The sequence below is a fragment of the Pseudomonas sp. M20 genome, assembly GCF_045037865.1.
Taxonomy (GTDB): Bacteria; Pseudomonadota; Gammaproteobacteria; order Pseudomonadales; family Pseudomonadaceae; genus Aquipseudomonas.
In genome coordinates this window covers 2,127,504-2,152,881 of sequence record NZ_CP173611.1, presented here as the reverse complement: position 1 = coordinate 2,152,881, position 25,378 = coordinate 2,127,504, and the positions used below count along the sequence as shown (strand labels likewise).

Here is a 25,378-nt window from a genome sequence, read left to right as displayed (position 1 = left end):
ATCAATAATTATCAGCACATCGATAGCGATGCCACGCCCTCGCGGCGACCAGCGTTTTGGAGTACGACTCTTGTCTTCTTCTGCCAGATTTTCCCTGCATATCTACCCCGCGCCGCTTCAATGGTTGGCGCTTGCACTATTGGCTGGAGCGGGCGGTCAGTTGCTGAGGTTTCTAGAGGTGCCCGCAGGCCAATTCCTGGGGCCTATGCTGGTTGCCATCATGTTCGGCGTATGCGGTGCGACCATTCGACTGCACCGCTACGCCTTCAAGCTTGGCCAGGGCTGCATCGGCATTCTTGTCGCTCATTCGATGACACTCGCCGTACTCGTTTCGATAGCACAGTCCTGGCCAATGATGCTGTTTGCGACCGTGGTGACGGTAAGCCTTAGCGCGCTGGTGGGGCTCGCGTTGGTGTGGATGGGCATCCCGGCCAGTACCGCAGCTTGGGGTACATCGCCAGGCGCAGCTTCTGCCATTGTCTTGATGGCTGACGAATATGGCGCCGATTCCCGAGTGGTCGCCACGATGCAATATGTGCGCGTGGTGTGCGTGGTAATGATCGGTGCGTTGGTGAGCAACTTGCTGGAAGCACCGGTCGGAGGAAGCGAGGTGCATGCTGCAGACGTCGCGTTGCAAAGCTTCGGCCTGCTGCATCTGGTCCTCACAATCGTCACTCTACTAATCGGTGTGGCGTTGGGAAATCGATTGCCGGCCGGTGCGCTGCTGATGCCGCTAATGTTGGGCGGAGCGTTACAGATCAGTGGCCTGTTGCATATCACCCTGCCCAGTTGGTTACTCGCTATCGCCTACGGTGCTATTGGTTGCTACGTTGGCTTGCGCTTTGATCGAATGACCGTCAAATACGTCTGGCGGCGATTGCCGGCGATGATACTCGGAGCGCTCCTGATGATCGCTTTGTGCGCATTGTCTGCGTGGCTGTTGGCAGCAGTGTTGAACAAGGATTTCCTCTCGATTTACCTGGCCACGAGCCCAGGGGGGCTCGATACGATGGCGATCATCGCGGTGGACACGCACTCCGATGTAGGTCTGGTATTGGCCATGCAGACCCTACGACTGTTTGCGGTCATCTTGACGGGGGCTTTTGTGGCCCGATTGATTATTCGCTTGGGCAGTTACCGTCGGATAACGTTATAGACTTGAGCCTCACCGCAACGATCTCCAGCGCAGATGCCAGCGTCCGCGCCTCTTTATCCCCCTTCACCTTCCAAGAGACGGCAGCGCACAACTGCCGCACATCTAGCTCCCCTGCGCATCATTGAGAAACTCGTTTCGACGATGCATCAGCCACCGCATGCCAGGCCAACTCTCCGCTGACAACGTATCGGCATCGAATGAGCGCTTTGGCTTAGGCGCGCAGCGACGAGTTCACTGTGGTTTAGCTCATGAATACACGCAACCATTTCATTAAATAAATCCCACAATAAGATTTTTCTAAAAAAATAAGCCGCCATGCATTAGCTTTTAGGCATCAACCTCAACTTCTATTTGTACAAAAAATTCATTTTTTTTCAGATACTTAAAAATTTTACCTGTCTTTATAGTCAGAAAAATCCCCAGATCCTTTGCTAAAAATGGGAACCAGACAAAAAACAGACTGTTGACTAAAAATCCCACCATGTGCATATTTGCAACAGCGCCGCAAGCGAATGACAGGTGACAGTCTCATATCGAGCAAAGCGAGCATTGCTGCTCGGGCGCATGCCCAATGACGACTGATCCACTCCGTCCTTGACCGACCATCAAGGGCCCATGGGCACGAATCCAGCAGAACTCGGCTGCAAAGACACTGACCTGGGAATTTTCAATCACGCTAGCCAGCACAGCGTGAAAGTTCATAGGTATTTATAACGAAGTCACGAATGAATCTTCTCCATAACAATCAGAATCGGAGAGTCGCTCCATGGCCAAGGTAAATATGAGCACACGTTCTCTTGCCCCCTGTGAGCTGTTGCACCCTGCCCCATCAAAGCCACTTCTAAAGTCTTCTGCCTGTCTTCCGAAGCCAGCCTAGTTAAGCGCTTCGCCCCTAAAAATATCCGATTAATAACCTTAGAGGTCGCTATCGCCGAAAAACACTAGCCGCGTCGTACTACTCAATGCCATTGCACTACACCCTTAGGCCGATACTCAGTATTCGGTCGACAGCAGGGTGCGCTCAATTATCTGACCAACAAAAACAAAAGCAGAGATCAAGATGATTACCCACTCGAACCGCATTACCCGGAACAAGATATCAATGGCACTGCTGCTTTGCGGAGCGACCAGCAGTCAGGCGCAAGAAGCCTTCAATCCCGAGTCCCCCTGGATGTTGGGTGACTGGGGCGGCCTACGCTCAGAATTACTGGAAAAGGGTTATACCTTTAACGTGCTCTACACGGGCGACGCCGCGACGAATCTGGCCGGTGGCTACGACTCGCACACCACGGCGCGGTATACCGACCAACTTGCGCTAATGAGCAATTTTGACCTTGAGAAAATACTCGGTTGGGAAGACGCTGATTTTCAATTCACGATATCGGATCGTAACGGGCGCAATCTCACCAATGATGTCATCACCGATCCTCGGGTAGGCGGCATCAGTCAGGTTCAAGAGGTATACGGGCGCGGCCAGACCTGGCGCCTTACGCAACTCTGGTATCGTCAGAAATTCTTTGACGGCGGGCTGGATATCAAACTGGGCCGCATGAACTTTGGCGAGGACTTCGGCAGCTTTCCCTGCAAATTCCAGAACTTGGCATTCTGCGGCGCGCAGCCGGGTAACTGGGCCGGCGATATCATTTATAACTGGCCAATCACTCAATGGGCGGGCCGGGTCAAGGTTGCATTGAGCGATAACACTTATGCGCAGATTGGTGCGTACGAGCAGAACCCGTCCTACCTGGAAATAGGTAACGGCTTCAAACTCAGCGGCAGCGGCAATGAGGGTACCTTGGTACCTGTCGAGCTGGTCCATACCACGTCGCTGGGAGCCGGACGGCTGCCAGGGGAATATCGCGTAGGGGCCTATTACAGCAGCCGTAACGCAAACGACGTCAACACTGAAGAAAATGGCGCGCCCAAATCCCGCGATAGCAAACACGGCGCATGGATTGCTGCGCAACAGCAAGTCTGGAAAGACCCAGACTTCGCCGCTCGCGGGGTGTCGGTGTTTGCCTATGCCACCGTGCATGACAAAGCCGCCAGTATGATTGATCGCTCTGTTCAAGCAGGCGTCTTCTATACCGCGCCGTTCAAATCCCGTCCAAATGACGAGATCGGCGTCGCCATCTCCAATATCCATGTAAATGAACGTTACAAGGATAACCAACAACAAATGAACGACCTGGCGGGCGTCAGCGACTATGACGATCCTCGCTACACGCCGACGCAAGGTTCGGAAACCAACATGGAAATCTACTACGGGTTCGGCGTCACCAAATGGCTAACCGTGCGCCCCAACATCCAGTTTGTTGGTAACCCCGGCGGTGTCAGTGAAGTCAAGGACGCGTGGGTCGCAGGTTTGAAGTTTGAGACCAGCTTGTAATCCAAATCTGAATCCAGATGAAATAGTTAAACCAGCGCAACGCGCTGGTTTAACTCTCGATTAAGCAGCCGACGATAATTAGAAACTCTTCAACAGGCCCACCAGCCATACAAACCAATAAGCCTAGTGATGCGATGAGGAAAATAGAAGTGGATAAAGAAGCAGCCGTTGAATCGTTGACTGACGTCATGGCCAAGTTTACTGCCTATATTGGTAAGCGCTTGCCGACCGACGTAAAAAAGAAGACCGCCCAACTGCGCGCAGCGGAAACCAATCCGCTGGCCATCGCCGTCTACGACTCCATGGCGGAAAACCAGGACTATGCTGACAAGCTCGACAGACCGAGCTGCCAGGACACCGGCGTGATTCAGTACTTTATCGCAGCAGGTGCCAAGTTCCCGCTATTGGGGGAACTTGAAAACATTCTGGAAAATGCAACTCTGGAAGCAACCATCAAAGGCCCGCTACGTCATAACGCCGTAGAGACCTTCGTCGAAAAGAACACAGGGACCAACACGGGCTCCAAAATTCCGTGGCTTGACTGGGAGATTATCCCGGACGCCGATTACGCAATGATCGATGTTTACATGGCTGGCGGTGGTTGCACACTACCGGGCTCCGCTAAGGTTTTGATGCCTGGTCAAGGCTACGAGGGCGTAACGGAATTTGTTTTCGACGTCATTACCTCCCGCGGCGTGAACGCTTGTCCGCCGTTGCTGGTGGGCGTCGGCGTGTCCACCTCCGTAGAGACAGCCGCCCGTTTATCCAAGCGGGCCATCCTGAGACCAGTCGACTCCAGCCATCCCAACGAAAATGCAGCCTTGATGGAACGGCTTCTTGAGGAAGGCCTCAATGAGGTCGGCATCGGCCCACAGGGCCTGACCGGCAACAGCAGTGTGATGGGTGTGAACATCGAGTCTTCAGCGCGCCATCCATCGACCATCGGCGTTGCCGTCTCCACCGGTTGCTGGGCACATCGCCGCGGCAAAATCCGCATCAATGCCGACCTGTCCTACGACATCCTCTCCCATGAAGGAGTAGTCCTGTGATTAAAGTCCTCAACACACCTATCAAGGACGAAGATCTCGCAGAGCTCAATGTCGGCGACGTGGTTTACCTGACTGGGCAATTGGTCACCTGCCGCGACGTGGCTCACCGACGCCTCATCGAGCTCAAACGTGAACTACCGGTAGATTTGCGCGGCGGGGCAATCTTCCATGCGGGCCCCATTGTGCGTAAAAAAGATGATGGCAGCTTTGAGATGGTGTCCATTGGCCCAACTACCAGCATGCGAATGGAGAAGTTCGAAAAGCAGTTCATCGAGGAAACCGGCGTCAAGATGATTATTGGCAAAGGTGGCATGGGCCCCGAAACCACCGCAGGCTGCCTGGAGAACAAGGCCGTGCATGCCGTATTCCCTGGCGGTTGTGCAGTCCTTGCGGCCACCAAGGTGGAGGAGATCGAACGGGCTGAATGGCAGGATCTTGGCATGCCGGAAACCCTTTGGGTTAACCGGGTCCGGGAGTTCGGTCCGCTGATCATCTCCATCGACACCAAAGGCAATAACCTTTTCGAACAAAACAAAGCGCGATTTAACGAACGCAAAGGTGCAATCATCGATAAAATCAACGCTCAGGTTCGCTTCATCAAGTGACCTGGTAGATCGGCCGCGACCTGGCACCGTGGCGGCCGTTCTTTATCAGAAGACACTTTGGAATCAAGCATGAACAATGCTCAAGACCTGGCTTTTTTTCACTTGCTAGCCAAACAAGGCAGCCTTGTCGCAACCGCCAGAAAACTTGGCGTTACCCCTCCTGCAATCAGCAAAAGACTTTCCGCGCTGGAGAAAAGGTTGGGGGTGCGGCTCGTTAATCGAACTACACGATCGATGAGCCTTACTGCAGAAGGTGAGCTGTATTACACCCACGTCGCCCGCATCCTGACCCAGATCGACGAGGTAGAACAGCTCGTCAGCAGCCGTCGCGCTACGCCCAAGGGCCTGATACGGGTGAATGCATCGCTCGGTTTCGGCCGTCGCCATATCGGACCCGCCCTGGCCGCCTTCTACGCCCTGTACCCGGAAGTGGAGATTCAGCTAGAGATCAGCGACCATCCTTTGGACCTAGCCACCCACGGCTTCGATTTGGGCATTCGCTTCGGCACGTTGCCAGACGCTGCCTTCCACGCACGTAAAATCGCCTCCAACCGCCGCCTGCTTTGCGCCTCCCCTATCTATCTCGAAAAGTACGGAACGCCGCAAAAACTGACGGACCTGCAACACCACAACTGCATCTTTATTCGTCAGAATGAATCGCCCTACGGCGTGTGGAAATTCGCTAACGGCGAACGAACGGAAAATATAAAGGTACACGGCGCCCTGTGCTGCAATGACGGCGAAGTTGCCTTGAACTGGGCGCTGGAAGGTTATGGGCTATTGCTCAGAGCCGAATGGGATATAGCTCGTTATGTGCGTAGCGGACGACTGCGCCTCGTACTGGAAAACCATATGCCCACCCACGCTGACGTCTATGCAGTCTATCCACAGCAACTGCAACTCTCGGCACGAGTCCGGCACCTGATTGACTTTCTGATTGAACGGTTCAAACAGATCGACCATATCGAAGATCGGGAATAGTCCTGCTGCCTCACCACGACCATCTCGGCGCATAGCAAGGCCTGCGCGCTGTAAGCTCTGCGAACAATGCACCAGAATGTTATTGTTCATGCGCACTCACGAAGATCATTCAAGCCATGCAAGACGACATCCTTAAGCAATCCTTTGGTGGATTGATGGCCTTTATTGCCGTCGCCCGCGAAAAGAGTTTTACTCGAGCAGCGGCGCATCTTGGCCTGTCTCAATCGGCGGTCAGCCATGCCGTCAGCTCACTGGAGCGAAATCTGGGCACGCGCTTGCTCGCGCGCAACTCCCGCTCAGTCTCGCCAACGGAAGCCGGTGAAAGACTACTGGCAACGGTCGGCCCCCGCTTCGAAGAGATAGACGCTGAATTACTGGCATTGTCAGAACTGGGCGAAAGCCCAACCGGGACCGTACGCATCACCGCATCGGATCACGCCATCCGATCGATCATCTCGCCAAAACTAAAGAAATTCCTACCGAAATACCCTGGGATAAAAGTCGAACTGTTCGCAGACAATGGACTCATCGACATCGCTGCGGATCGTTTCGATGCCGGCGTTCGATTGGGTGAAGCGGTGGCCCAAGACATGATCGCCGTACGCATCGGTCCCGACATGCGATTTACCGCAGTAGCGACCAGGCGCTACTTCGCCAGTCGCCCAAAACCAGAGACGCCCGAAGACCTGATGCAGCACAATTGCATCAATCTGCGTCTTCCCACCCATGGTGGATTGTGGCCTTGGGAGTTCGGGGAGGATGGTCGACAGCTTAACATTCGGGTTGACGGTCAGCTGATTTACAACAGCATTTATGATTGCCTTGACGCAGCCATTGCCGGTTTGGGTATCGCCTATGTACCTGAAGACATCGCCGAGCCCTACGTCAAGGCCGGCCACCTGATTCCGGTACTGAAGGACTGGTGCCCCCTGTGGACAGGACTTCATCTCTATTACCCAAGCCGTAGGCAACCCTCAGGGGCTATGACGTTATTGATCGCCGCCTTGCGACACGAGTCATGACGGATAAAAAAAGGCCCTGCACAGCGTGCAGGGCCTGAAAGAGCCATGAAGACTCAAGGGATGAACGTTCCACCAAGGGCAAGTCAAGCGATGCGCACTACGACCTACGTTCAGACTTGAAGCCACAACATCCTGTACAAACCGGGCAGTTGCGGCTTCAAAGATGGGTTACTTCAGGTTGGTCCGGAAGAAAGAAGTCAGCTTGTCGAACGGAATGAGATTCACCCGATCATACAAGTCCACATGGCCTGCGCCTGGCACGATGAACAATTCCTTAGGCTCACCCGCCAGCTTGAAGGCTTCTTGGCTGAATTCCAGCGAGTGTGCTTCAGAACCTGCGATGAACAGCATAGGACGAGGCGAAATCGACGCAATATCGTTGAACGGATAGAAGTTCATGAACTTCACGTTGCTGGTCAGCGTTGGATGCGTCGTCACGTCAGGCGACGACCCGGCCGGGGTGAACTCACCGCGAGGCGTGCGATAGAAATCGAAGAATTCGCGCTGGATGGGATGGGTGTTCGCGTCCAGTTTATGCACGGTGCCGCCGGTGTACTTGGTTTCGCCACCCGTGAATTCCACATAACGCTGTTCAGCCGCCTCTGCGATGATCTGCTTGCGCTGTTCAAGTGTTTGCGAGTGCTTGAGCGCGTCGCGGTTGGCTGCGCCCATGTCATACATACTGACGGTGGCAATCGCCTTCATCCGAGGGTCGATTTTTGCCGCACTGATGACAAAGCTGCCGCTGCCACAGATACCGAGAACGCCGATGCGGTTGCGATCGATATACGACTGGGTTCCCAGGTAATCGACCGCTGCGCTGAACGCTTCGGAGTAAATATCCGGCGCCACGGCGTTACGCGGTTGTCCCTCGCTTTCGCCCCAGAATGATTGGTCTATCGCAAGGGTCACAAAGCCTTGTTCAGCGAGTTTCTGAGCGTAAAGGTTTGAGCTTTGCTCTTTGACCGCACCCATCGGGTGGCCAATGATAATCGCAGGGCTTTTGTTGGCCTTATTCAAATTCTTCGGCACATACAGATTCCCAACGACTTTCATGCGGTACTGATTATTGAAGGATACCTTCTGCTCAGTCACCTTATCACTCTTGAAAAAGTTGTTCGCGCCGTTGGACATATCGGCTGCCATCGCAGTAAACGAACTAGCCAGCAGGGCCAGCGTTAAAAATAATTTCTTCATGGTGTTGTTCCTAATTAAGAACCGATGTGTGGACATCCAGAACGACTGCGGCCTGACCCAGGCTCGATGAACGCCAGTAGAGTCCAATCCAGTTGGCCAGCTACGCTGAACGAGGCATTGGGCTTTTATGCTGGGCACTTCCCTTCATGGCATTACGTCTAAGCCCACAAAGGATCAATTCGTCGACGTCAATGTATTCGAGGCGCTGCCCGAAAAACACCACATCCAATTGAATGGCACCATGCATAAAAGTAATTAATAGAGGTCGAATCGCCTGAGACAGAGGACTGGTGCACTGACGATTTTATTAGCGGCAGCTCAGGGACCGCCCACGGATTCCGGGAGGCTCATCGACCTGCCCTTCAATCAATAACAAAAAACATACCGGCGACCCACTGCGCCAAGCATCAATGTAACAGAATAATGCAAACCTAGTTGTCGACTTTTCCATCCCAGTTTCAGACTAGACCGCGTGGAACCGCAGATGCCTGGTGGGCTTCATTGCAAGTGCCCGTACTGCTCATCAGTAACCGGTTCCAGCCACTCGACATTTTTCCCGTCCTGTACCTCTTGAATTGCCAAATGCGTCATGCCAGTGGAATTCGTGGCCCCGTGCCAATGCTTTACACCCGGAGGTGTCCAAATCACATCGCCAGGCCTGATGGCGATTTTCTCCCCCCCTTCTTGCTGGATCCATCCAACGCCGGAGGTGACGATCAGATTCTGGCCCGCAGGATGAGTGTGCCAAGCTGATCGGGCCCCTGGTTGAAAGGTTACAGCACCTGCCGTAACCCTTGATGGCGGTCGCGCTGCAAATAATGGATCAACCCTGACGGTGCCGACGAAATTGCTGGACGAGCCCAGGACAGAAGGTTGCTCCCCGTTTCTGGCAATTTGCATCGTGTTCTCAGGCTCATCGGCAGCGTGCAACGAACTTGAAATCATCAAGGTTGCGCTCAGCACTGACACGGCAAACGTTATTCTCATCGATAAGCTCCTGCTTGAAATGGGTACTCAAAAAAAAGAAGGGACAGCACTGCCGATCATCCTCCAGAGGGGCGTATAACGTCCTGGATCCTCATCAATGCCGGCGCCAACCCCCGCACGATTTCGTTGGCCTTGGCCGTGGGCACCAGCTCCCTCGAACGTCGGATAAACAAGGGGTCTTTAAAGTGGACGCGCAGCTTCGCCAGCGTATTGCTCACCGCTGGCTGCTTTACGTTCAGTCGTTCGGCTGCCCGCGTCACGCCTCGCTCGCGATAGACCACCAAGAGAATGAACAAGGCATTGAGATCGATCGCCGTAAATAGCGCTTCATCAAGCTTCATCGTGCGGTCCCCTTCCGATTTGGGGCGTGAAACTGGCAAACGTCAGGTTGGAACATGACGTTACCAAATGATTGACCAACGCCGTCATCGACTCACTCTCAAAGTGCTCAGTCATCATCGATGCCGCGCTCCAGTAGCCACTGAAGACCCACAAACCAGGATCGCGGGAGCTGCGAATCACGCTATAGCCCAGGCATCCGTGTACTTTTTCAAAAGTCTCCGCGTACGCCTTTAAACGCTGTTCAAAGTGTTGGTCAACCTCTTCGATCACTCGAATCTCCAAGGTATTAACTGCGGCGATATTCATATCCGGCCCTGCTTTGCATGGGTAATAAAATTAAATGACAACTGCGTGCAACGCCTGTGGTGCGCGCGTTCAAGTCCCGCATCCAACGAAAGCATTTCTTCCGCACCCGCGAGACAAAGCTAGCTCCGGCATTGGCCGCTGGCTATACGGCACCTTGTTGATACGCTCATGAGCTTTTCTCAACAGTGCTCGTGCTTGAACTGCGCCACCACGAGTCCCGTTGAACAACGGTGGCTAAGCCATGAGCGGCGCGTCCTACAAAGGCAGATGTCGCCGAATCAAGAAGGCACCAATGAAAACAACGAGTTAAGAGGTATCGCGATAAACAGAATGGCATCACTTGAACATCGCCGGGTCGCGATTCGGTGAATGCCGACTGAACATTCGGCAGCAATGAAACGCGGTCGTGAGGATTGCATCTACGCCGCGCTCTTCCAGGGAGATATATCCCGCAATAATTTACTGCCGTGGAAAGGCGTGACGCCTCCCTCCCATGACCACCACGAGGGAAGCGCTAACGATGAGCAGCGCAAAACCCGAGAGACTTACTATCCCGAAGTAGCTTAGGAGCAAACCACCTACGGCACCTCCGCCAAAAATCCCCAAGTTGTAGATGGTCGTCAATATCGCCGTTGCCAGCTCCGCATTATCTTCTGCCACCCGCCCCGTCGCTGATTGGAAAACAGTAGGCATGCCGCCGAACGAAGCCCCCCACACAAATATCGCAGCCGAAGCGATCATTTGATACGGAGCCGCTATCAGCACAACCATCGTCACAGCCGTGCACGTCAACGCGGTGGTCGCTATGAGCCGCAGCCTCGTATCGACGAAACGTCCGGCGATCAGTACGCCCAGGATGGCGCCCGTACCGAACAGAAACAGGCCCTGAGCGGTCCCGCCTGACAGCCTGGTTTTTTCCGCGAGCGGCGCCATATAGGTGTACAGCGTGTAATGAGCCAGGATCGCGCAGAAAGCCGACAGCAAGATCACTCTCAACCCCGGGGTGCGAATGACGTCATGAATCGAAGTGCCGTCCTTGCGCTCCTCTCCCGGCATGGGTGGCACGACCAGCAAAACCCAAACGATGACAAGCAGCGCGAGCAGCGAAAGCAATCCATAGCTGAAACGCCATCCAAGCAATGAGCCCAGCATGCTACCCAGGGGCAAACCGGCGACCATGGCCACGGTACTCCCCGCCAGGGTAATCGCGACAGCCCGTCCCATGTCTTTGCGATCGACCAAGCGGATGGCATAACCACAGATGACCGGCCAGGCAACTCCTGCGGCCAGGCCAGCCACCACCCGTGACGCGACCGTCAGCGCATAAGACGTCGAGATGGCGGTAATACCGTTAGCCACTGCAAAGCTCAGCACGAGCATGATGTACAACGATTTGCGAGGCAGACTTCGAGTGAGCGCCACAATGGGGATTGCGGCTGCAGCGGAGGCCAATGCATAGATGGAAACCAATAAACCGATACCAGCGGGGGGCTGTTCAAGGCTCTCCGACATCGCAGGCAGAACCGCTGCCGGCATCGTCTCGGTCAGAATGGTGAGAAACGCTGTAGTGGACAGGGCAAGTAGCCCGATCATAGGCAGGCGGCCACTATGGGCACTCATGGGCAGACTCCTTAGTCGGATGCGTTCTTGCGAAGGCGCATTGATGCCTTGCGTATCAAAAAAACTCCGACGTTAGCAGGAAGCTGCTTCAGGAAATGCCTGCCTCAGTGAATGCTCCTATGAATCCAAGTGGTCACTGGATTGGCCTTGATCATCGAATAAAACCAAAGCCCCCAACGCCCGTCACGGAAACTGGGGGCACTGAGTCAGACGCGAGCAGTTTTCTGTAGCACGGTCTTGCTGACCATGTAGGAGTCCAGGCTCCACGGCCCCCCCTCTCTTCCAATACCACTGTCCTTCACACCGCCAAACGGCGTGTCAGGATCCGGCGCACCGAAATGGTTAATCGACAGGACTCCAACATCCAGCTCACGACTCAATCGTTCAGCCTGTTCCAGTGAATTGGTGAACGCAAAAGCAGCCAAACCCAAGGATAGACTGTTGGAAATCTCGATGGCCTCCTCAAGGGTCGAGAAACGAACCGCGACAGCGACCGGGCCAAAAGGCTCATCGGTCATGATGGCGCAATCCAGTGGAGTGTCGACCAGCAGAGTCGGCGCAAAATAATAACCACGCTCACCTACACGATGCCCACCCACGGCAACCTTGCCGCCACGCTCCAATGCGTCATCGACAAAATGCTGCATCGCGGCGAGGCGCCGGACACTGGTGACCGGCCCCATGTCAGCCTTCGTATCCATGCCATTGGCCACACGTACCTGGTCGGCGGTTGCCACAAACGCCGCTACGAATTCGTCGTAGATACTCTCGTGTACCAGGAAGCGACCTGGCGCAGCGCACCACTGAGCGTTGATCCGAATTTTGCTCTTGAGTGCCATCTTGCCGATTTCCGCGGCATTGACCCCTTCGCAAACGATGACCGGCGCATGGCCGCCGAGCTCCATCAGCACCGGTTTCATGGCCGCACCCGCCAGTTGACTCAAATGCTTGCCGACTGCCACCGACCCCGTCAGGGTCACCATGCGGGTCACTGGCGACTCGATCAGGGCCGAAGACACTAGCGCCGGGTTGCCAAACACCAGATTCAATACGCCCTTGGGCAAACCGGCTTGCTCGAAGCACTGAACCATGGCGACTGCCGCGCCAGGGGTTTCTTCTGGGGCTTTCAAAATGATGGAGCACCCGGCGCACAGTGCACCGCTGATCTTTCGCGACGGCGCGCTCAGCGGCACATTCCATGGCGTGAACGCCGCAACTGGACCGATTGGCTGACGAAGAATCGATTTCTGCATTTGGGCTTCGCCCGGAACGATGGTCCCGTAGGCTCGCAGGGCCTGTGCCATGTCCCAATCGAAGAAGCTCGCCGAACGCTCCACCTCCGCACGCGCATCTGCAATTAATTTGCCGTTCTCTCGGGTGATGATCTGCGCGATTTCTTCGGAACGTGCACGCACGCCGGCGATGGCACGACTGATGATGATATTCCGCTCAGCCGGTGGTGTGTCCCGCCAGATCCTGAACCCCCGCTCAGCGGCGGCCAACACGCGTTCCAAATCAGCGGTCGTGGCCCCAGGAACGCTGGTGAGCGATGCTTCGGTGCTGGGGTCCAACACCTCAAAGCAAGAGGGGCGGTCGAAAATCCATTCACCGTCGATGAAGAGGCCTACGCGCGGATGGTCAGCGTCGGCGATGACATTATTATTGGTTTCAATGGACATCTGAATTCCCTCTACATTTGGCGCCAAGGGGCTCGGTTGATATCGCCCTCAATCCCCAAAAAAAACTGTGCCGGAAAGGCTATTAATCAAATCTCGACCATCTCGAAGTCCAGCTTCGTCGCCGAACACTCAGGGCAAATCCAATCCTGGGGAACATCTTCCCACCGAGTTCCAGCAGGTATGCCCTCTTCCGGAATACCTTCGGCTTCGTCATACATGAAACCGCATAAAATGCATTGCCAAATTTTGAATTCGCCCTCGGACAAGGCTTGTGTGGACGTGTCACTACTCATGATTTTCCTTCCGTTTCGTTTCTACTTGTTGGCCCCTTTGCCGACCATGGGAAGCGTTTCGTAACCCTTGGGGGACAGCAACCAGGGCGTTGCTTTCATTAAAAGAACAACCGTTACCGGCCGCACGCGGCCATGGTTGCCATTGCCGTGCTTTTCATATGACTGATTTCAGCTCTCTCAGGGACAGCCCTTCATTGGCCGCTTTCGACAGCAGCGGACTAGGTGCCCAACGCCTGCCGTATTGCTCATGCCATTGCTGCACTTGCAGATGGATTTCCTTGGCCCCGAGCGTGTCAGCCCAGTACAGCAGCCCACCTCGATGGCGAGGAAATCCAAAGCCGTACAGCCACATGACATCAATGTCACTGGCTCGATATGCCTTGCCTTCATCCAGGATCTTGCAGGCCTCGTTGATCGAGGCGAATAACAGACGTTTGAGGATTTCACTGTCGGTAAAGGTACGCTGAGGCGTGCCAAGCTCATGGGCGACGGTCGCGATGATCCGCATCACTTCTTCATCGTGACGAGGTGTGCGGTCACCTTCTTCATAGCGATACCACCCGGCCCCATTTTTCTGGCCCTTGCGGCCCAGCTCGACCATCCGATCCGGGACATGGAGCTTCCTGTATTGAGGGTCAGCTGCCGCGCGACGCTTGCGCGTGTCATAGCTGACATCGAGACCGGACAGATCGCTCACTGCGAACGGTCCCATCGGATAGCCAAATTCAACCATGACCCTGTCGATCTGCTCAGGGCGTGCTCCCTCCTCGAGCAGTAGCATCATTTCCGTGACCAGCGGCGCGCGACTGCGATTTGCCGCGAAGCCATCGCACGTCCCGGAGACCGCACAGACTTTTTTAAGATCGCGGCCCATCTTCACGGCCCGCACAACTGTCTCGATCGAGGTTTGATCACCCTTCACGATTTCGCACAGTTTCATCGCGTTCGCGGGAGCGAAGAAATGAGCGCCGGCGACGTACTGCGGTCGGCCTGTCATGTTGGCCATGACGTTGATATCAATCGCGGAAGAGTTCGTCAGCAACAGCGCGCCAGGCTTCATCACGGCATCGAGTTTGGTGAATACGTCCTTCTTCAAATCTATCCGTTCAAACACCGCTTCAACCACGACATCGCAGTCGCCGATTTCTTCGTAGTGGGAGACAGGCTGGACAAACTGAAGGCACGCATCCATCTCTTCCACGGTCATGCGTCCGCGCTTGACCTTTACGGCGTAGATGTCACGTATGCGCTGCAGGCCCCGGTCCAGTGCTTCGGCACTCGCTTCCAGGAGCTTCACCACAATGCCTGCGTCAGCGAAGCAAATGGCAATACCCGCGCCCATTGTTCCCGCGCCGATCACCGCAGCGGACGTCACACCAGCAGGCTTGAAACCCGGGGGCGCATCCGGAACTTTGGCAGCCTCACGCTCAGCAAAAAATGCATAGCGAAGTGCCTTGGCAACATCAGACCCCTCCAGCTCAGAAAACAAGCGGCTCTCAACCTCTAGAGCCTCATCAAACGACAGGCTGAAAGCTGCTTCGATACAGTCGATCGCGTACTGTGGCGCTTTGTTGTGAGGAGACTTTTTGGCTGCTTCGCGGCGTGCCGCTTGCAGCACATCCATGGTTGTCGCATCCATCGGTTCGAGCACCAAATCGCGTACGCGCTGCGGTTGAGCCTGCGCCACGGCCTTTGCATAGCTTACGGCGGCATCACGAAGCTCTTGGCTTTGTGTTCCTGGAATAATCTGGGAGATAAGCCCGATCTTCAATGCTTCGGCGGCATGGACTTGGCGGCTTGAGACGAGCAAACCGGTGGCTACGGCAGCCCCGACCAGCCTCGGCAAGCGCTGCGTACCGCCGCCTCCCGGTATCAACCCGAGAGCGACCTCGGGCAATCCGAGCTTGGCTGCGGGCAATGCAATCCGGTAATGGCAAGCGAGGGCGTGCTCGAGACCGCCTCCCAGCGCATACCCATGAATAGCCGCGACAGTCGGCTTGGCGCTGGCGTCAAGTGCCGCGGCGCTCATGCGGGTAGTGATTGTTCTCGCCTTGCCGAACTGTCGAATATCAGCACCCGCGATGAAATTCTGACCGCCCCCCATCAACACGATCGCCGCGACAGCCGGGTCGGCGTTCGCATGGGCAACGGCGTCAATTATGCTCCCTCTCATCTCGGGAGTCAGGGCGTTGACGGGCGGATTGTTGACTGTGATTACGGCCACAACGCCTTCGACTTCGTAACTGACCATCAGGCTTTCGCTCATCTCATCTTCCTGTCTCAAAAAAATAAGGCCTGCCCCTACCCCGCGACCGCTCGCATCCAATGAGCATCCTGGTTTGGCCCGGAAATTTGAGTGCAGTGCCATCCTGCGCTCCAAACAACGTTGAATCGATGGTAGCATGAGTTTTGATAATCAGCACAGATTTCACTGATCGGAACTTTACGCCATACTACTTTTGTCTTTGACGCTGGGCCGATCCCCCTGAACGAAGGTACCGGAAAGCACATTCGAGCTTCATCTTCATGCACTGAGGAAACCCTAGAGATGACAATAAAAGGCAGGGCATACATCGTCGGAGCGTATGAGCACCCCCTACGCAAGGCCCCCCACCATTCGGTGGCGCAGCTACATGCGGAGGCGGCTAAAGGGGCAATTGAAGACGCGGGATTAAGCAAAGATGACATCGACGGATATTTCTGCGCGGGCGATGCTCCCGGTGGGAATGTATGGTCGATGGCCAACTACCTGAATCTGGACAAGCTGAGGCATGTCGATTCGACCGATATGGGGGGATGCTCTTATCTCGCCCATATCGCCCACGCTGCAGAATCAATAGCAGCGGGCAGATGCAACGTGGCGCTGATTACACTGGCCGGCCGCCCCAACTCTGAAGGCATCTCAGGGATACAGGCGCGCGTACGAGGCGTCAATCTACCGGACGCGCCATTCGAGATGCCCTATAACCCAGTCACGTTGAACCTCTATGCCATGTGTGCGATGCGCCACATGCATGAGTACGGCACAACCAGCGAGCAACTGGCCTGGGTCAAGGTCGCCGCCTCTCATCATGCGCAACACAACCCTCTGGCGATGCTGCGCAAAGTGGTCTCGGTCGAAGATGTATTGGCATCGCCGATGATTTCTGACCCCCTGCGGCGTCTCGACTCCTGCGTCGTGAGCGACGGCGGCGGCGCAGTTATCGTTGCCCGCCCGGAGATTGCCAAGGCCCTCAACAGACCACGCGTACGGATACTTGGCTGCGGTGAATCCACTAAACACCAGATGGGCGGACGCCTCGACTTGAGCTATACCGGCGCCGCGTGGACCGGCCCTCGAGCTTTCGAAGAGGCAGGCGTGACGCCGGCCGACATCCAGTACGCCTCCATCTATGACAGCTTCACCATCACCGTCATCCTGCAACTTGAAGACCTGGGATTCTGCAAAAAAGGCGAAGGCGGAAAATTCGTGTCGGACGGCAACCTTATTTCGGGCATCGGCAAGTTGCCGTTCAACACCGATGGCGGCGGCCTGTGCAACAACCATCCCGCCAATCGCGGCGGGATCACAAAAATAATCGAAGCCGTACGACAGCTTCGAGGCGAGGCTCATCCAAAGGTGCAAGTTCCCAACTGTTCGCTAGCCCTCGCCACCGGCATCGGCGGCGCGATAGGTCATCGGCACGGTGCAGCCACCGTCATCATGGAAAGGGAGTAAAAACATGTCGACCCCCTACATAGAACGCCCCATCAGCGACCCTATCCTGAACCCCGGTGATGAACCCTATTTCGACGCTGCGGCCGAGGGGCGCCTGCTCTTGAAGAGCTGCAATGCCTGCCATCAACCGCATCATTATCCTCGTGCGTTGTGCCCGTTTTGCTGGAGCACCGATGTCGAATGGATCACCGCAAGCGGGACCGGGACGATCTACACCTTCAGCATCACACGACGTGGCGCATCAGCACCGTACTGCATTGCCTATGTGCGCCTCGACGAGGGACTGATGATGCTTACGAACATTGTCGATGTTGATCTGGACAGTGTTCGCATCGGGCAGCGGGTCAGGGTCGCGTTTAAAGAATCAGAAAGCGGCATGTCCGTTCCCATGTTCACCATTGACCATTCGGAGGCTTGAATGAGCAGCCGCGCCGTACTCTACAGCGCCGTAGATGATGTCATCACGCGCTATATGATTGACGTAGACAGCGCAACGCTCCACAGGATGGAAAGCGTCACTGTGGCCTCAAAGGTGCAATACGCATGGCCTCATCCATCCGGCGGCTTCCTGTATGTCTCAACAAGCGACGGTGGCCCGAGGGTGGAGTCCCATCACAATCACATCAGCGCTTACTCGTTGGGACCTGACGGGCAACTCAACACTCACGGCTTACCTGCGCGACTTCCCTACCGAGCGGTACATTTGTGTATCGACCCCCTGGGACGATTTATCGTCAATGCCCACAATTTCAAGCGCGGCTCATTGACCGTGCACCGCATCAACGCAGACTGCACAATTGGCAGCTGCCAGGCTCAGGATCCGAACACCGACTTTGGGGTCTATCCGCACCAGGTCATGTTTTATCCATCCGCCAAACACGTCCTGGTAGTTGACCGCGGCAATAACCCAACGACAGACAAGCTGGAAGATCCCGGGGCACTCCGTTCATTTCGGCTAACTGAAGAGCATCTCCAAATGAGCGATGTGGTTGCGCCGAATCATGGCCATGACTTCGGCCCGCGGCATGTCGACTTTCATCCGACGCATCCATGGCTTTACGCAGCCGACGAGCGAACCAACCGTCTCTACATGTTCCGACATGACGGTGACCGGATCGAGGCCGAGCCAGCCTTCACGCGGGGAACGCTGCGAACCCCTGAGCACGTGCACCCGCGACAACTCGCCGGTGCAATCCATGTCCATCCAAGCGGGAAGTTTGTTTACCTGGTAAATCGCGCAGATGCGACGCACTCCCACCAGGGGCACCCAGTGTTCTCCGGAGGTGAAAACAACATAGCCGTCTACGCTATCAACCCTGAAACAGGCGAGCCCACACTTGTTCAGCATGTGGACACTCGTTCCTTTCACGTCCGAACATTTGCCTGTGATCCCAGTGGCCGCTTGCTCGTCACGGCGAGTATCAAGGCCTTGGCCGCATACGATGATGAAAAAGGACTGACCGTAACGCCCGCGACACTGTCGATATTCCGGATAGGTGATGACGGGCATCTCAAGTACGCTCGAAGCGTTGATGTCGAGACGCCAGGAAATCAACTTCAGTACTGGATGGGTATTGTCGGGCTACGTTGATTGAGCGGTAATGCGCCGATGGTCCCCCACTGCCAGCAGTGGGGGACTACGATTAAATACGATTGAGCAACCGGCCGCCGTCCACCGCCAATGAGATCCCCGTGATGAAATTGGCTTCATCGGACGCAAGAAACAGGGCCGCGTTCGCAACATCCCAAGCGGTTCCCTGGCGGCCGAGCGGCACCTTGGCGTTGCGCTCCGCGCTGACCTGCTCGCGCGTCTGGTTCCACGCTTGAATACGCGCCTCGACCGCCATCGGCGTCGAGATCAAGCCTGGCAGGATGCAGTTTGCCCTGATCCCATAAGGGGCATTTTGAAGCGCCAACTGCTCGGTGAAAGCAATGACACCCGCCTTTGTAGCCTTGTACGTAACGTAGGGGTACTTACCCAATGCCGCCGCGGATGACACATTGACGATAACCCCGCCCCCTTGTTCGCGCATGATTGCTACTGCGTGCTTACAAGCAAAGACGGTACCGCGAAGATTGATACGGCAAATGTTATCGAACTGATCTTCGGTGATATCCATCAAGTCGCCGTCACCACCGGCGAGGCTGACCCCCACATTGTTGTGCAGGACATCCAGGGACCCCCAACGTTTTTTTGCCATCTGCATGGCAAGGGCCAACTCGTGTTCCCGGGTCACATCCGCAGAAAATGCTGCAGCGGAGCCGCCCTCTTGAATGATCATCGCCGCAGTTTCCTCAGCGGACTCGATTTGCCGATCAACGGCCAGGACGTGCGCCCCTTCACGCGCAAATCGAATGGCCGCCGCTCGACCGTTACCCATGCCTTCGCCCGGGCTTTGTCCAGCACCAATAACAACAGCAACTTTCCCGGCAAGCCGTCCTGCCGGTGTGTGCCCCTGCGTTTGATCCAGTGAGCTCGCCATTTCCGCCCTCTCTTATTTTCGTGTAAGCGATTGAACTAACTAATAATTTCAAATAGTAGACTGGCACCAACATCGATTTTCTGAACAGCTGTCGACCCTCGACCTGCCACGGTGACACTTAGGTAGGTAACGCCCGCGCCCGAACGAATGTCGAAATCGATACTATCACATGTTCCTATTATCGATACCCGTTCCAATCATCAGAACCAAAAAATCTAGACTGACTCTTTATCCAACGACATGATGCCTGTACAAATCGTGGTCATGCCATTTTCTCAGTGCTATTATAAGTTCTATCTATCAGAATACGTTCCACTGACCGGAACCATAAATTCCCCACAAAAATAATAGGAGGAAAAATGACATCGAACGCCACCATACTGATCGGCGGGGACTGCGGCCCCACGCATGGACCGAAAGACGGCTTCCCGGTGGAGGGATACACAGAACTCGTCCTGCCGACTCTTGCCTCGGCCGATATGCGCTTCATCAACTGCATGCGCACCTACTCGGACCGCACCGTGCGCGCAGACCATGCCCCTCAAGTCGGTCAGCCCGTTGAAATGGCTGCTATTTTCACCAATGGCAGGTTCGACGCGGTGACCCTGGCAAACAATCACAGCTACGACAGCGGCCCGGATGCCCTCGTGGATACCCGGGACTTTTTCGTCTCCCGCGGCATCCAGGTGACAGGCGCAGGTCGGGATCTGGAAGAAGCACGACGTCCAGCCATCATTGAACACGACGGTATCAAGGTCGGTTACTTGGGCTATACCTCACTCGGTCCTGCCGGCAGCGAGGCAGGACTGCAAAAACCTGGCGTGACCAGTATCAAGGTCGATACCTCCTATGAAACACGAGGTCCCCACCAGTCCGTTCGCATTCGCACGGAACCTGACTCCAGCGACCTGGCGAACCTGGTCGAGGACATCAAGAAGCTGAAAGGTGAAGTCGACGTCGTTATCCTGGCTTTTCATTCCGGCGTCATCCGGCTGCCGCGCGTGATCTCCGATTACCAGGTGACCGTAGCCCATGCTGCCATTGATGCAGGTGCAGATATGGTGGTGTGCCACGCACCGCATATTCCCAAAGCGATCGAGATGTATAAGGGCAAAGCTGTCTTCTACAGTCTCGGCGTGTTCGCAATGACCAAGTCGTTTCCCGCGCCTTCATGGAGCGAGCCCGCCTGGTCTCACGGTGCGGTTCGCAATCACGCGGACCTCGATCCCGAATATCCTTTCATGCCCTACGGCAAGGCCTGTACGTTGAGCTTGCTCGCCAAAGCAGTAGCGACCAAAGACGGCATACAAAAGGTTTCGTTCCTTCCGATGGTCATGGACGCACGGTATCGGCCTGAAGTGCTGAATCACGACGATCCTCGATTCCAGGAAGTGCTTTCCTACCTGGAGTGGGCCTCCGAAGACATGCCCCATCGATTTAGCGTCGAAGGCAATGAAATCATCGTGTCGGAGTAAATCATGGATCTGAAGATCAACGGAAAAGTGGCAGTCATCACCGCCGCCAGCGCAGGTTTAGGCAAAAACATTGCTCACGCGCTGGCAGCCGAGGGCGTTCATGTGGTGCTGTTTGCACGTTCGGCGGACAAACTGACCGCCCTCGCCCAGGAAATAACGGCAAAGCACGGCGTGCGTGCAGTCGCGGTTCCCGGCGACATGCGCGTCGCCGCTGATGTAAAGCGCCTCGCCGACACGGTGAACGCGACATTCAACGGCACCGACATCCTCGTCCTGAACACGGGACGAGCCCCCAATCCGCTGCGGGCGACGCTCGACGAAACTGAAGAGGAACGGTGGCAAGAGGCCTATCAAAATCAACTCTGGGGGACCATCCAGGTCGCCAAGGAAATGGTTCCTCAGATGCTCAAGAAGCAATGGGGTCGCGTCATCGCCATTACCTCGGCATCGGTGAAGCAACCCATGCCGCACCATAGCCTTTCAACCGTTTTTCGCGCCGGCGTCACCGCGTACATGAAACATCTCGCGAACGAGGTGGGCTCTTGCGGCATCACTGTCAATTGTGTAGCGCCGGCATTGATCGACACATCGCACCGCACCGGCACCGCCGCGTACACCCCGGAGCAGGCAGAGGCACGCCGCAAACTCACACCGCTCGGCCGCATGGGGGAGCAAGACGAGGTCTGTGGCGTGGTCGCGTTTCTCGCATCCACACAGGCGGGTTTCATCACTGGATCGAGCATCAGCGTTGATGGCGGCATGATCGGTTCATTGCTTTAGCGTTCATGCAATACGCTTTCATCGCACCCCAGGACAATAAAAGTATCTGCACCATTCCCCCTATACGCCGCATGCGTCGGTTGAATGGTCACAAGAGAGGCGACAGGCAATGAAAATCGGATACATCGGACTCGGTGCCCTCGGCAATCAACTCGCTCGTCGATTCCTGTCTCACTCGTTATGCGTGTGGGATATCAACACGGCCGCCGTCGACACGTTCAAGAAACTGGGCGCCGACGTCGCGCCCACGGCGGCCGACCTGGCTCGCCGGTGTGACGTCATCCTCCTGTGCCTGCCACGCAGCTCGGACGTCAGGTCTGCGTTGTTCGGTCCAAACGGCCTGGCGGCCGGATTGGTGCCGGGGACACTGATCATCGATCAGACAAGTGGCATTCCGGCTGAGACCAGACGTATGGCCGAAGAACTGGCCGAACGCGGTATCGACATGATGGATGCTGCGGTGTCTGCAAGTCCGCTGGTCGTTGCCGAAGGCAAAGCCACGCTGATGGTTGCGGGCTCGGATACGGTTTACGAGCGCGCCCTCCCCGTTTTACAAATTATTACCCAAACGATTTATCGTTGTGGCGACAGGGTCGGCGACGGCCAAGCCATGAAAATGGTCAACAACGCCATGAATGCTGGCTGCCGACTCGGGACCCTCGAGGTCGTGGCCATGGGCAAAAAGGCCGGCCTTTCACTGCCCCTGATGGCGGACGTGTTGAACCGCAACAAAGCGCGAAATCAAACCACAGACAGGATGCTGCCCGCGCTTGCCCAGGGAAAACCCTCCACCAATTTCGCCCTCGCATTGATGCTCAAAGACGTCGATCAAGCCGTCGCGCTGGGAATGTCCAGGGATGTCCCGATGCCGCTAACCGCTCTGGTCAGGGCATTGTTGCAAATCGGAACCAACACCTTGGGACCCACTGCGCAGCTCGAAGACATGGTCGGGCTCATCGAAAGCATGGCGGCGACAAAATTGTACGACGGCGATGCGGTGACGCCGAACACGGGGGGTGCCCCTCAAGCGTGCCCTGAAGGTCACGCCATCGAACTGGTAACAGGTGCGATCGCATCGCTATGCAGCGCGATTACTTATGAGTGCACGGCGGCAGGTCTGCGATATGGGCTGGCATTGGAAGACATGGCACAGGTCCTGGAAAAGACGTCGGGATGGAGTGAATCCTCCCGCTCTATTTATACCCAATTGTTATCCAGTCACGCCCTGGACAACACGGCACTCTCAAGCGAAAAAAACATCCTCAAAGCGGCCTGTTTGCGCGGTAACGATCTTGGCGCTCCCATGTTGATCGCCAATGCGGCACGAAGTCTCTTCGAGCAAGCGGATCATCAGATCAGCGAACCCGTCCCGATAAAAGACTTGAGCACGTTCTACAGCTCTATTTCCGCGATTCAGTTCAAGCCCTCCTCCAGCTGTAATTGATTGGCGGCTCACGAATAGTGAGCGTGGAATCGATCGAGGTCTATATGAAAACCAAAATCTGTCCTGATGCGGCGGTGAGCCAGTGGCACCTTCTGCAGGAAACAAGCCCACGCTCGGCTACCTGTCTGGTCCGGCAAACCTCGCCAACCTATTAACAAATAGTGAACGCGTATTGCTTTTAAAGCCCAGCAACACGCGTCTTTCTAACATAACCTCCGTTAGCGGATTGCGTCATCGCAGAAACGCTTTTCACAAACGTTACGGTCGCTGACTAACACGATTCATCCGGCGAAAACGCAACATTGATCCACGCCTCGAACATCTCTAAGGCCTGATGGCGAAGCAACACTGTTTCATCCTGCAGTCTTGATGCATCAGCTTTGCATCAACTAATAAAAACCATCCTGTCACAGGAGAAGACGCATGACGAAGACGAAAACGACCAGCTCTCGGCGATCGCTAGCCGCTGGCGCTATCGGGAACTTCGGTGAGATCTACGATTTCGCTGTATTCGGGTTCTCAATACCCATCTTATCCGTCCATTTTTTTCCCGGCTCAGATCGAACTGCCGCGCTTCTGAGCACGTTCGCAGTCTATGCAGTGGCCTTCGTAGCCCGCCCCCTGGGCGGCTTGATGTTTGGCTATCTGGCGGACCGCCTTGGCCGCATCAGAGTCATGGCGATGACCGTTTGGCTCATGGCACTAGGCACCGCGATCATCGGGCTGCTTCCTACCTATGCAACCATCGGGATCGCCGCACCGTTACTGCTGTTGCTCTGTCGAATCGCACAAGGCTTGGCACTGGGTGGCGAAACGACCGGCTCGACCAGCTACATCGTCGAGTCGGCACCGGAGAACCGCAGAGGATACTGGCTTGGCTTCACGCTGATTTTCTCTCACCTGCCCAACGCCGTCGTGGCCGGTTTGGTCGTCGCGCTCCAGCTTGGAGCGGGAGATCAAGCGTATTCGGATTGGGCGTGGCGCATTCCTTTCCTTCTTGGGGGCATTATCGGATTGGTGGGGTTCTGGCTGCGCCGCAGCATCGATGAGCCTGAAGAGTACAAGCAAGCCCGCCAGGCTAGCAAAGCCAGCAAAACGAAGAAGAATCCTCTGGTCGCGGCCATTCGCTGCGGTGGATTGAGAGGGATGTTGCACGTGTTCATGGTCCAACCGGTTTTTTCGGTAGGGGCTTACCTCTTGCTCGGTTTTATGTACACCTTTCTGATTGAGGTCGGGAAGCTGGACTCCACCTCGGCTTTGATCTCAAACGCCATCGCCGTCATCGTACTTTCAGCCCTGCTTCCGTTAGGAGGTCTATTGAGCGATCGGTTTGGTCGTAAACGAGTACTGACAGTTGGTGCGGCATGGATAGCGCTCTCGGCCTATCCGGCCATGTACTTGGCGGCCTCAGGCTCCTTCGCCAGCGCCGTGGCCGGGCAAACACTCCTCGCTACCGGATTGGGGATCTATGGGGCAGCCAGCTTTGTGGCCGCAGCGGAATTTTTCCCGACGTCGTTCCGTGCAACCGGACACGCCATTTCCTATCAGACAAGTGTCGCGATGTTCGGTGGAACGTGCCCATTGATCGCTGCATACCTGTCGCAGGCGTTTGGCTCCCCGCTTGCGCCGGCCTTTTACGTCACGTTGATTGCCGTGCTCTGTCTGATCACGACTCAGTTTGTTCCTGAGACTCGTGGAATAAACCTGCGCACCTCGGTGGGCAACAAGACAAGCAACAAGGCGAGTGAACTGCCGCAGCCCCAGGGGGCAATGCGGCAAGAACTATCTATATAGCCTCTTCTACAACCAATCGCGGCTCAGGGTGTGCGCGGGCTGAAAAAACCCGCCTCAT

Annotated in this window: 22 protein-coding genes; 13 read left to right on the top strand and 9 right to left on the bottom strand. The window is 55.7% G+C overall.

The window, feature by feature from the left end; all coding sequences use genetic code 11:
* The first annotated feature begins 70 nt into the window (after positions 1-70).
* The 6 genes from ACI514_RS09700 (at position 71) to ACI514_RS09675 (ending at position 7,202) form a co-directional block, all read left to right on the top strand.
* A complete protein-coding gene (locus tag ACI514_RS09700; RefSeq protein WP_405123650.1) occupies positions 71-1,156 on the top strand; it encodes an AbrB family transcriptional regulator in 1,086 nt (361 codons plus the stop codon).
* A 1,054-nt stretch (positions 1,157-2,210) separates the two neighbouring features.
* A complete protein-coding gene (locus tag ACI514_RS09695; RefSeq protein WP_405124209.1) occupies positions 2,211-3,545 on the top strand; it encodes a carbohydrate porin in 1,335 nt (444 codons plus the stop codon).
* Between the two features lie 149 nt (positions 3,546-3,694).
* Complete coding sequence (ttdA, locus tag ACI514_RS09690; RefSeq protein WP_172898744.1) at positions 3,695-4,594, top strand: L(+)-tartrate dehydratase subunit alpha; 900 nt, start codon at positions 3,695-3,697, stop codon at positions 4,592-4,594.
* A complete protein-coding gene (gene ttdB / locus ACI514_RS09685) occupies positions 4,591-5,199 on the top strand; it encodes a L(+)-tartrate dehydratase subunit beta (RefSeq protein ID WP_048392943.1) in 609 nt (202 codons plus the stop codon). Before ttdA ends, ttdB begins: the two co-directional genes overlap by 4 nt.
* Before the next feature lie 69 nt (positions 5,200-5,268).
* Positions 5,269-6,180, top strand: a complete 912-nt coding sequence (locus ACI514_RS09680) for a LysR family transcriptional regulator (RefSeq protein ID WP_095973881.1) — start codon at positions 5,269-5,271, stop codon at positions 6,178-6,180.
* A 116-nt stretch (positions 6,181-6,296) separates the two neighbouring features.
* Complete coding sequence (locus ACI514_RS09675; protein WP_095058161.1) at positions 6,297-7,202, top strand: LysR family transcriptional regulator; 906 nt, start codon at positions 6,297-6,299, stop codon at positions 7,200-7,202.
* Positions 7,203-7,370: 168 nt separating this feature from the next.
* Here the strand turns inward: ACI514_RS09675 and ACI514_RS09670 are convergent, their stop codons facing one another.
* From ACI514_RS09670 to ACI514_RS09635, 8 genes are all read right to left on the bottom strand, one after another.
* A complete protein-coding gene (locus ACI514_RS09670; RefSeq protein WP_405123649.1) occupies positions 7,371-8,399 on the bottom strand; it encodes an alpha/beta hydrolase in 1,029 nt (342 codons plus the stop codon).
* A gap of 498 nt (positions 8,400-8,897) precedes the next feature.
* Positions 8,898-9,386: a cupin domain-containing protein gene (locus tag ACI514_RS09665; RefSeq protein ID WP_405123648.1), complete on the bottom strand. Its 489-nt coding sequence runs from the start codon at positions 9,384-9,386 to the stop codon at positions 8,898-8,900.
* A gap of 56 nt (positions 9,387-9,442) precedes the next feature.
* On the bottom strand, positions 9,443-9,727 hold the full coding sequence (locus ACI514_RS09660) for a LysR family transcriptional regulator (RefSeq protein WP_405123647.1): 285 nt from the start codon (positions 9,725-9,727) through the stop codon (positions 9,443-9,445).
* On the bottom strand, positions 9,717-10,034 hold the full coding sequence (locus ACI514_RS09655; protein WP_060743005.1) for an antibiotic biosynthesis monooxygenase family protein: 318 nt from the start codon (positions 10,032-10,034) through the stop codon (positions 9,717-9,719). The genes ACI514_RS09660 and ACI514_RS09655 overlap by 11 nt, the downstream gene beginning before the upstream one ends.
* A 459-nt stretch (positions 10,035-10,493) precedes the next feature.
* Positions 10,494-11,654 carry an MFS transporter gene (locus ACI514_RS09650; protein ID WP_405123646.1) on the bottom strand — a complete coding sequence of 387 codons (1,161 nt, stop codon included), beginning with the start codon at positions 11,652-11,654 and terminating at the stop codon, positions 10,494-10,496.
* A 206-nt stretch (positions 11,655-11,860) separates the two neighbouring features.
* Positions 11,861-13,333: an NAD-dependent succinate-semialdehyde dehydrogenase gene (locus ACI514_RS09645; RefSeq protein ID WP_405123645.1), complete on the bottom strand. Its 1,473-nt coding sequence runs from the start codon at positions 13,331-13,333 to the stop codon at positions 11,861-11,863.
* Between the two features lie 86 nt (positions 13,334-13,419).
* Positions 13,420-13,599, bottom strand: coding sequence for a rubredoxin (locus ACI514_RS09640; RefSeq protein WP_343226763.1), 180 nt, complete (start codon positions 13,597-13,599; stop codon positions 13,420-13,422).
* Between the two features lie 181 nt (positions 13,600-13,780).
* Positions 13,781-15,892, bottom strand: coding sequence for a 3-hydroxyacyl-CoA dehydrogenase NAD-binding domain-containing protein (locus tag ACI514_RS09635; RefSeq protein WP_405123644.1), 2,112 nt, complete (start codon positions 15,890-15,892; stop codon positions 13,781-13,783).
* Positions 15,893-16,174: 282 nt separating this feature from the next.
* On the opposite strand from ACI514_RS09635, the gene ACI514_RS09630 reads away from it, so the two are divergent.
* From ACI514_RS09630 to ACI514_RS09620, 3 genes are read left to right on the top strand one after another with little or no spacing between them, the layout of a single operon-like run.
* A complete protein-coding gene (locus ACI514_RS09630) occupies positions 16,175-17,344 on the top strand; it encodes a thiolase domain-containing protein (RefSeq protein ID WP_013692824.1) in 1,170 nt (389 codons plus the stop codon).
* Positions 17,345-17,348: 4 nt separating this feature from the next.
* A complete protein-coding gene (locus ACI514_RS09625; RefSeq protein WP_405123643.1) occupies positions 17,349-17,762 on the top strand; it encodes a Zn-ribbon domain-containing OB-fold protein in 414 nt (137 codons plus the stop codon).
* Positions 17,763-18,935 (top strand): lactonase family protein, encoded by a 1,173-nt coding sequence (locus tag ACI514_RS09620; protein WP_405123642.1) that lies wholly within the window; start codon positions 17,763-17,765, stop codon positions 18,933-18,935.
* Between the two features lie 52 nt (positions 18,936-18,987).
* On the opposite strand, the gene ACI514_RS09615 is transcribed toward ACI514_RS09620, so the two are convergent.
* Positions 18,988-19,827, bottom strand: a complete 840-nt coding sequence (locus tag ACI514_RS09615) for an SDR family NAD(P)-dependent oxidoreductase (protein WP_013692821.1) — start codon at positions 19,825-19,827, stop codon at positions 18,988-18,990.
* A gap of 359 nt (positions 19,828-20,186) precedes the next feature.
* Between ACI514_RS09615 and ACI514_RS09610 the strand changes: the two genes are divergently transcribed.
* From ACI514_RS09610 to ACI514_RS09595, 4 genes are all read left to right on the top strand, one after another.
* A complete protein-coding gene (locus ACI514_RS09610; RefSeq protein ID WP_405123641.1) occupies positions 20,187-21,302 on the top strand; it encodes a CapA family protein in 1,116 nt (371 codons plus the stop codon).
* 3 nt (positions 21,303-21,305) lie between these two features.
* Positions 21,306-22,082, top strand: coding sequence for an SDR family oxidoreductase (locus tag ACI514_RS09605; RefSeq protein WP_048392916.1), 777 nt, complete (start codon positions 21,306-21,308; stop codon positions 22,080-22,082).
* A gap of 109 nt (positions 22,083-22,191) precedes the next feature.
* Positions 22,192-23,526, top strand: a complete 1,335-nt coding sequence (locus ACI514_RS09600) for an NAD(P)-dependent oxidoreductase (RefSeq protein WP_405123640.1) — start codon at positions 22,192-22,194, stop codon at positions 23,524-23,526.
* Between the two features lie 423 nt (positions 23,527-23,949).
* Positions 23,950-25,320, top strand: coding sequence for an MFS transporter (locus ACI514_RS09595; protein ID WP_405123639.1), 1,371 nt, complete (start codon positions 23,950-23,952; stop codon positions 25,318-25,320).
* The last annotated feature ends 58 nt before the right edge of the window (positions 25,321-25,378 follow it).

Coding starts and splice junctions, on each gene's coding strand:
- ACI514_RS09680 (WP_095973881.1), top strand. CDS start 5,269: ATGAACAATGCTCAAGACCTGGCTTTTTTTCACTTGCTAGCCAAACAA.
- ACI514_RS09675 (WP_095058161.1), top strand. CDS start 6,297: ATGCAAGACGACATCCTTAAGCAATCCTTTGGTGGATTGATGGCCTTT.
- ACI514_RS09670 (WP_405123649.1), bottom strand. CDS start 8,399: ATGAAGAAATTATTTTTAACGCTGGCCCTGCTGGCTAGTTCGTTTACT.
- ACI514_RS09665 (WP_405123648.1), bottom strand. CDS start 9,386: ATGAGAATAACGTTTGCCGTGTCAGTGCTGAGCGCAACCTTGATGATT.
- ACI514_RS09660 (WP_405123647.1), bottom strand. CDS start 9,727: ATGAAGCTTGATGAAGCGCTATTTACGGCGATCGATCTCAATGCCTTG.
- ACI514_RS09655 (WP_060743005.1), bottom strand. CDS start 10,034: ATGAATATCGCCGCAGTTAATACCTTGGAGATTCGAGTGATCGAAGAG.
- ACI514_RS09650 (WP_405123646.1), bottom strand. CDS start 11,654: ATGAGTGCCCATAGTGGCCGCCTGCCTATGATCGGGCTACTTGCCCTG.
- ACI514_RS09645 (WP_405123645.1), bottom strand. CDS start 13,333: ATGTCCATTGAAACCAATAATAATGTCATCGCCGACGCTGACCATCCG.
- ACI514_RS09635 (WP_405123644.1), bottom strand. CDS start 15,892: ATGAGCGAAAGCCTGATGGTCAGTTACGAAGTCGAAGGCGTTGTGGCC.
- ACI514_RS09630 (WP_013692824.1), top strand. CDS start 16,175: ATGACAATAAAAGGCAGGGCATACATCGTCGGAGCGTATGAGCACCCC.
- ACI514_RS09625 (WP_405123643.1), top strand. CDS start 17,349: ATGTCGACCCCCTACATAGAACGCCCCATCAGCGACCCTATCCTGAAC.
- ACI514_RS09620 (WP_405123642.1), top strand. CDS start 17,763: ATGAGCAGCCGCGCCGTACTCTACAGCGCCGTAGATGATGTCATCACG.
- ACI514_RS09615 (WP_013692821.1), bottom strand. CDS start 19,827: ATGGCGAGCTCACTGGATCAAACGCAGGGGCACACACCGGCAGGACGG.
- ACI514_RS09610 (WP_405123641.1), top strand. CDS start 20,187: ATGACATCGAACGCCACCATACTGATCGGCGGGGACTGCGGCCCCACG.
- ACI514_RS09605 (WP_048392916.1), top strand. CDS start 21,306: ATGGATCTGAAGATCAACGGAAAAGTGGCAGTCATCACCGCCGCCAGC.
- ACI514_RS09600 (WP_405123640.1), top strand. CDS start 22,192: ATGAAAATCGGATACATCGGACTCGGTGCCCTCGGCAATCAACTCGCT.
- ACI514_RS09595 (WP_405123639.1), top strand. CDS start 23,950: ATGACGAAGACGAAAACGACCAGCTCTCGGCGATCGCTAGCCGCTGGC.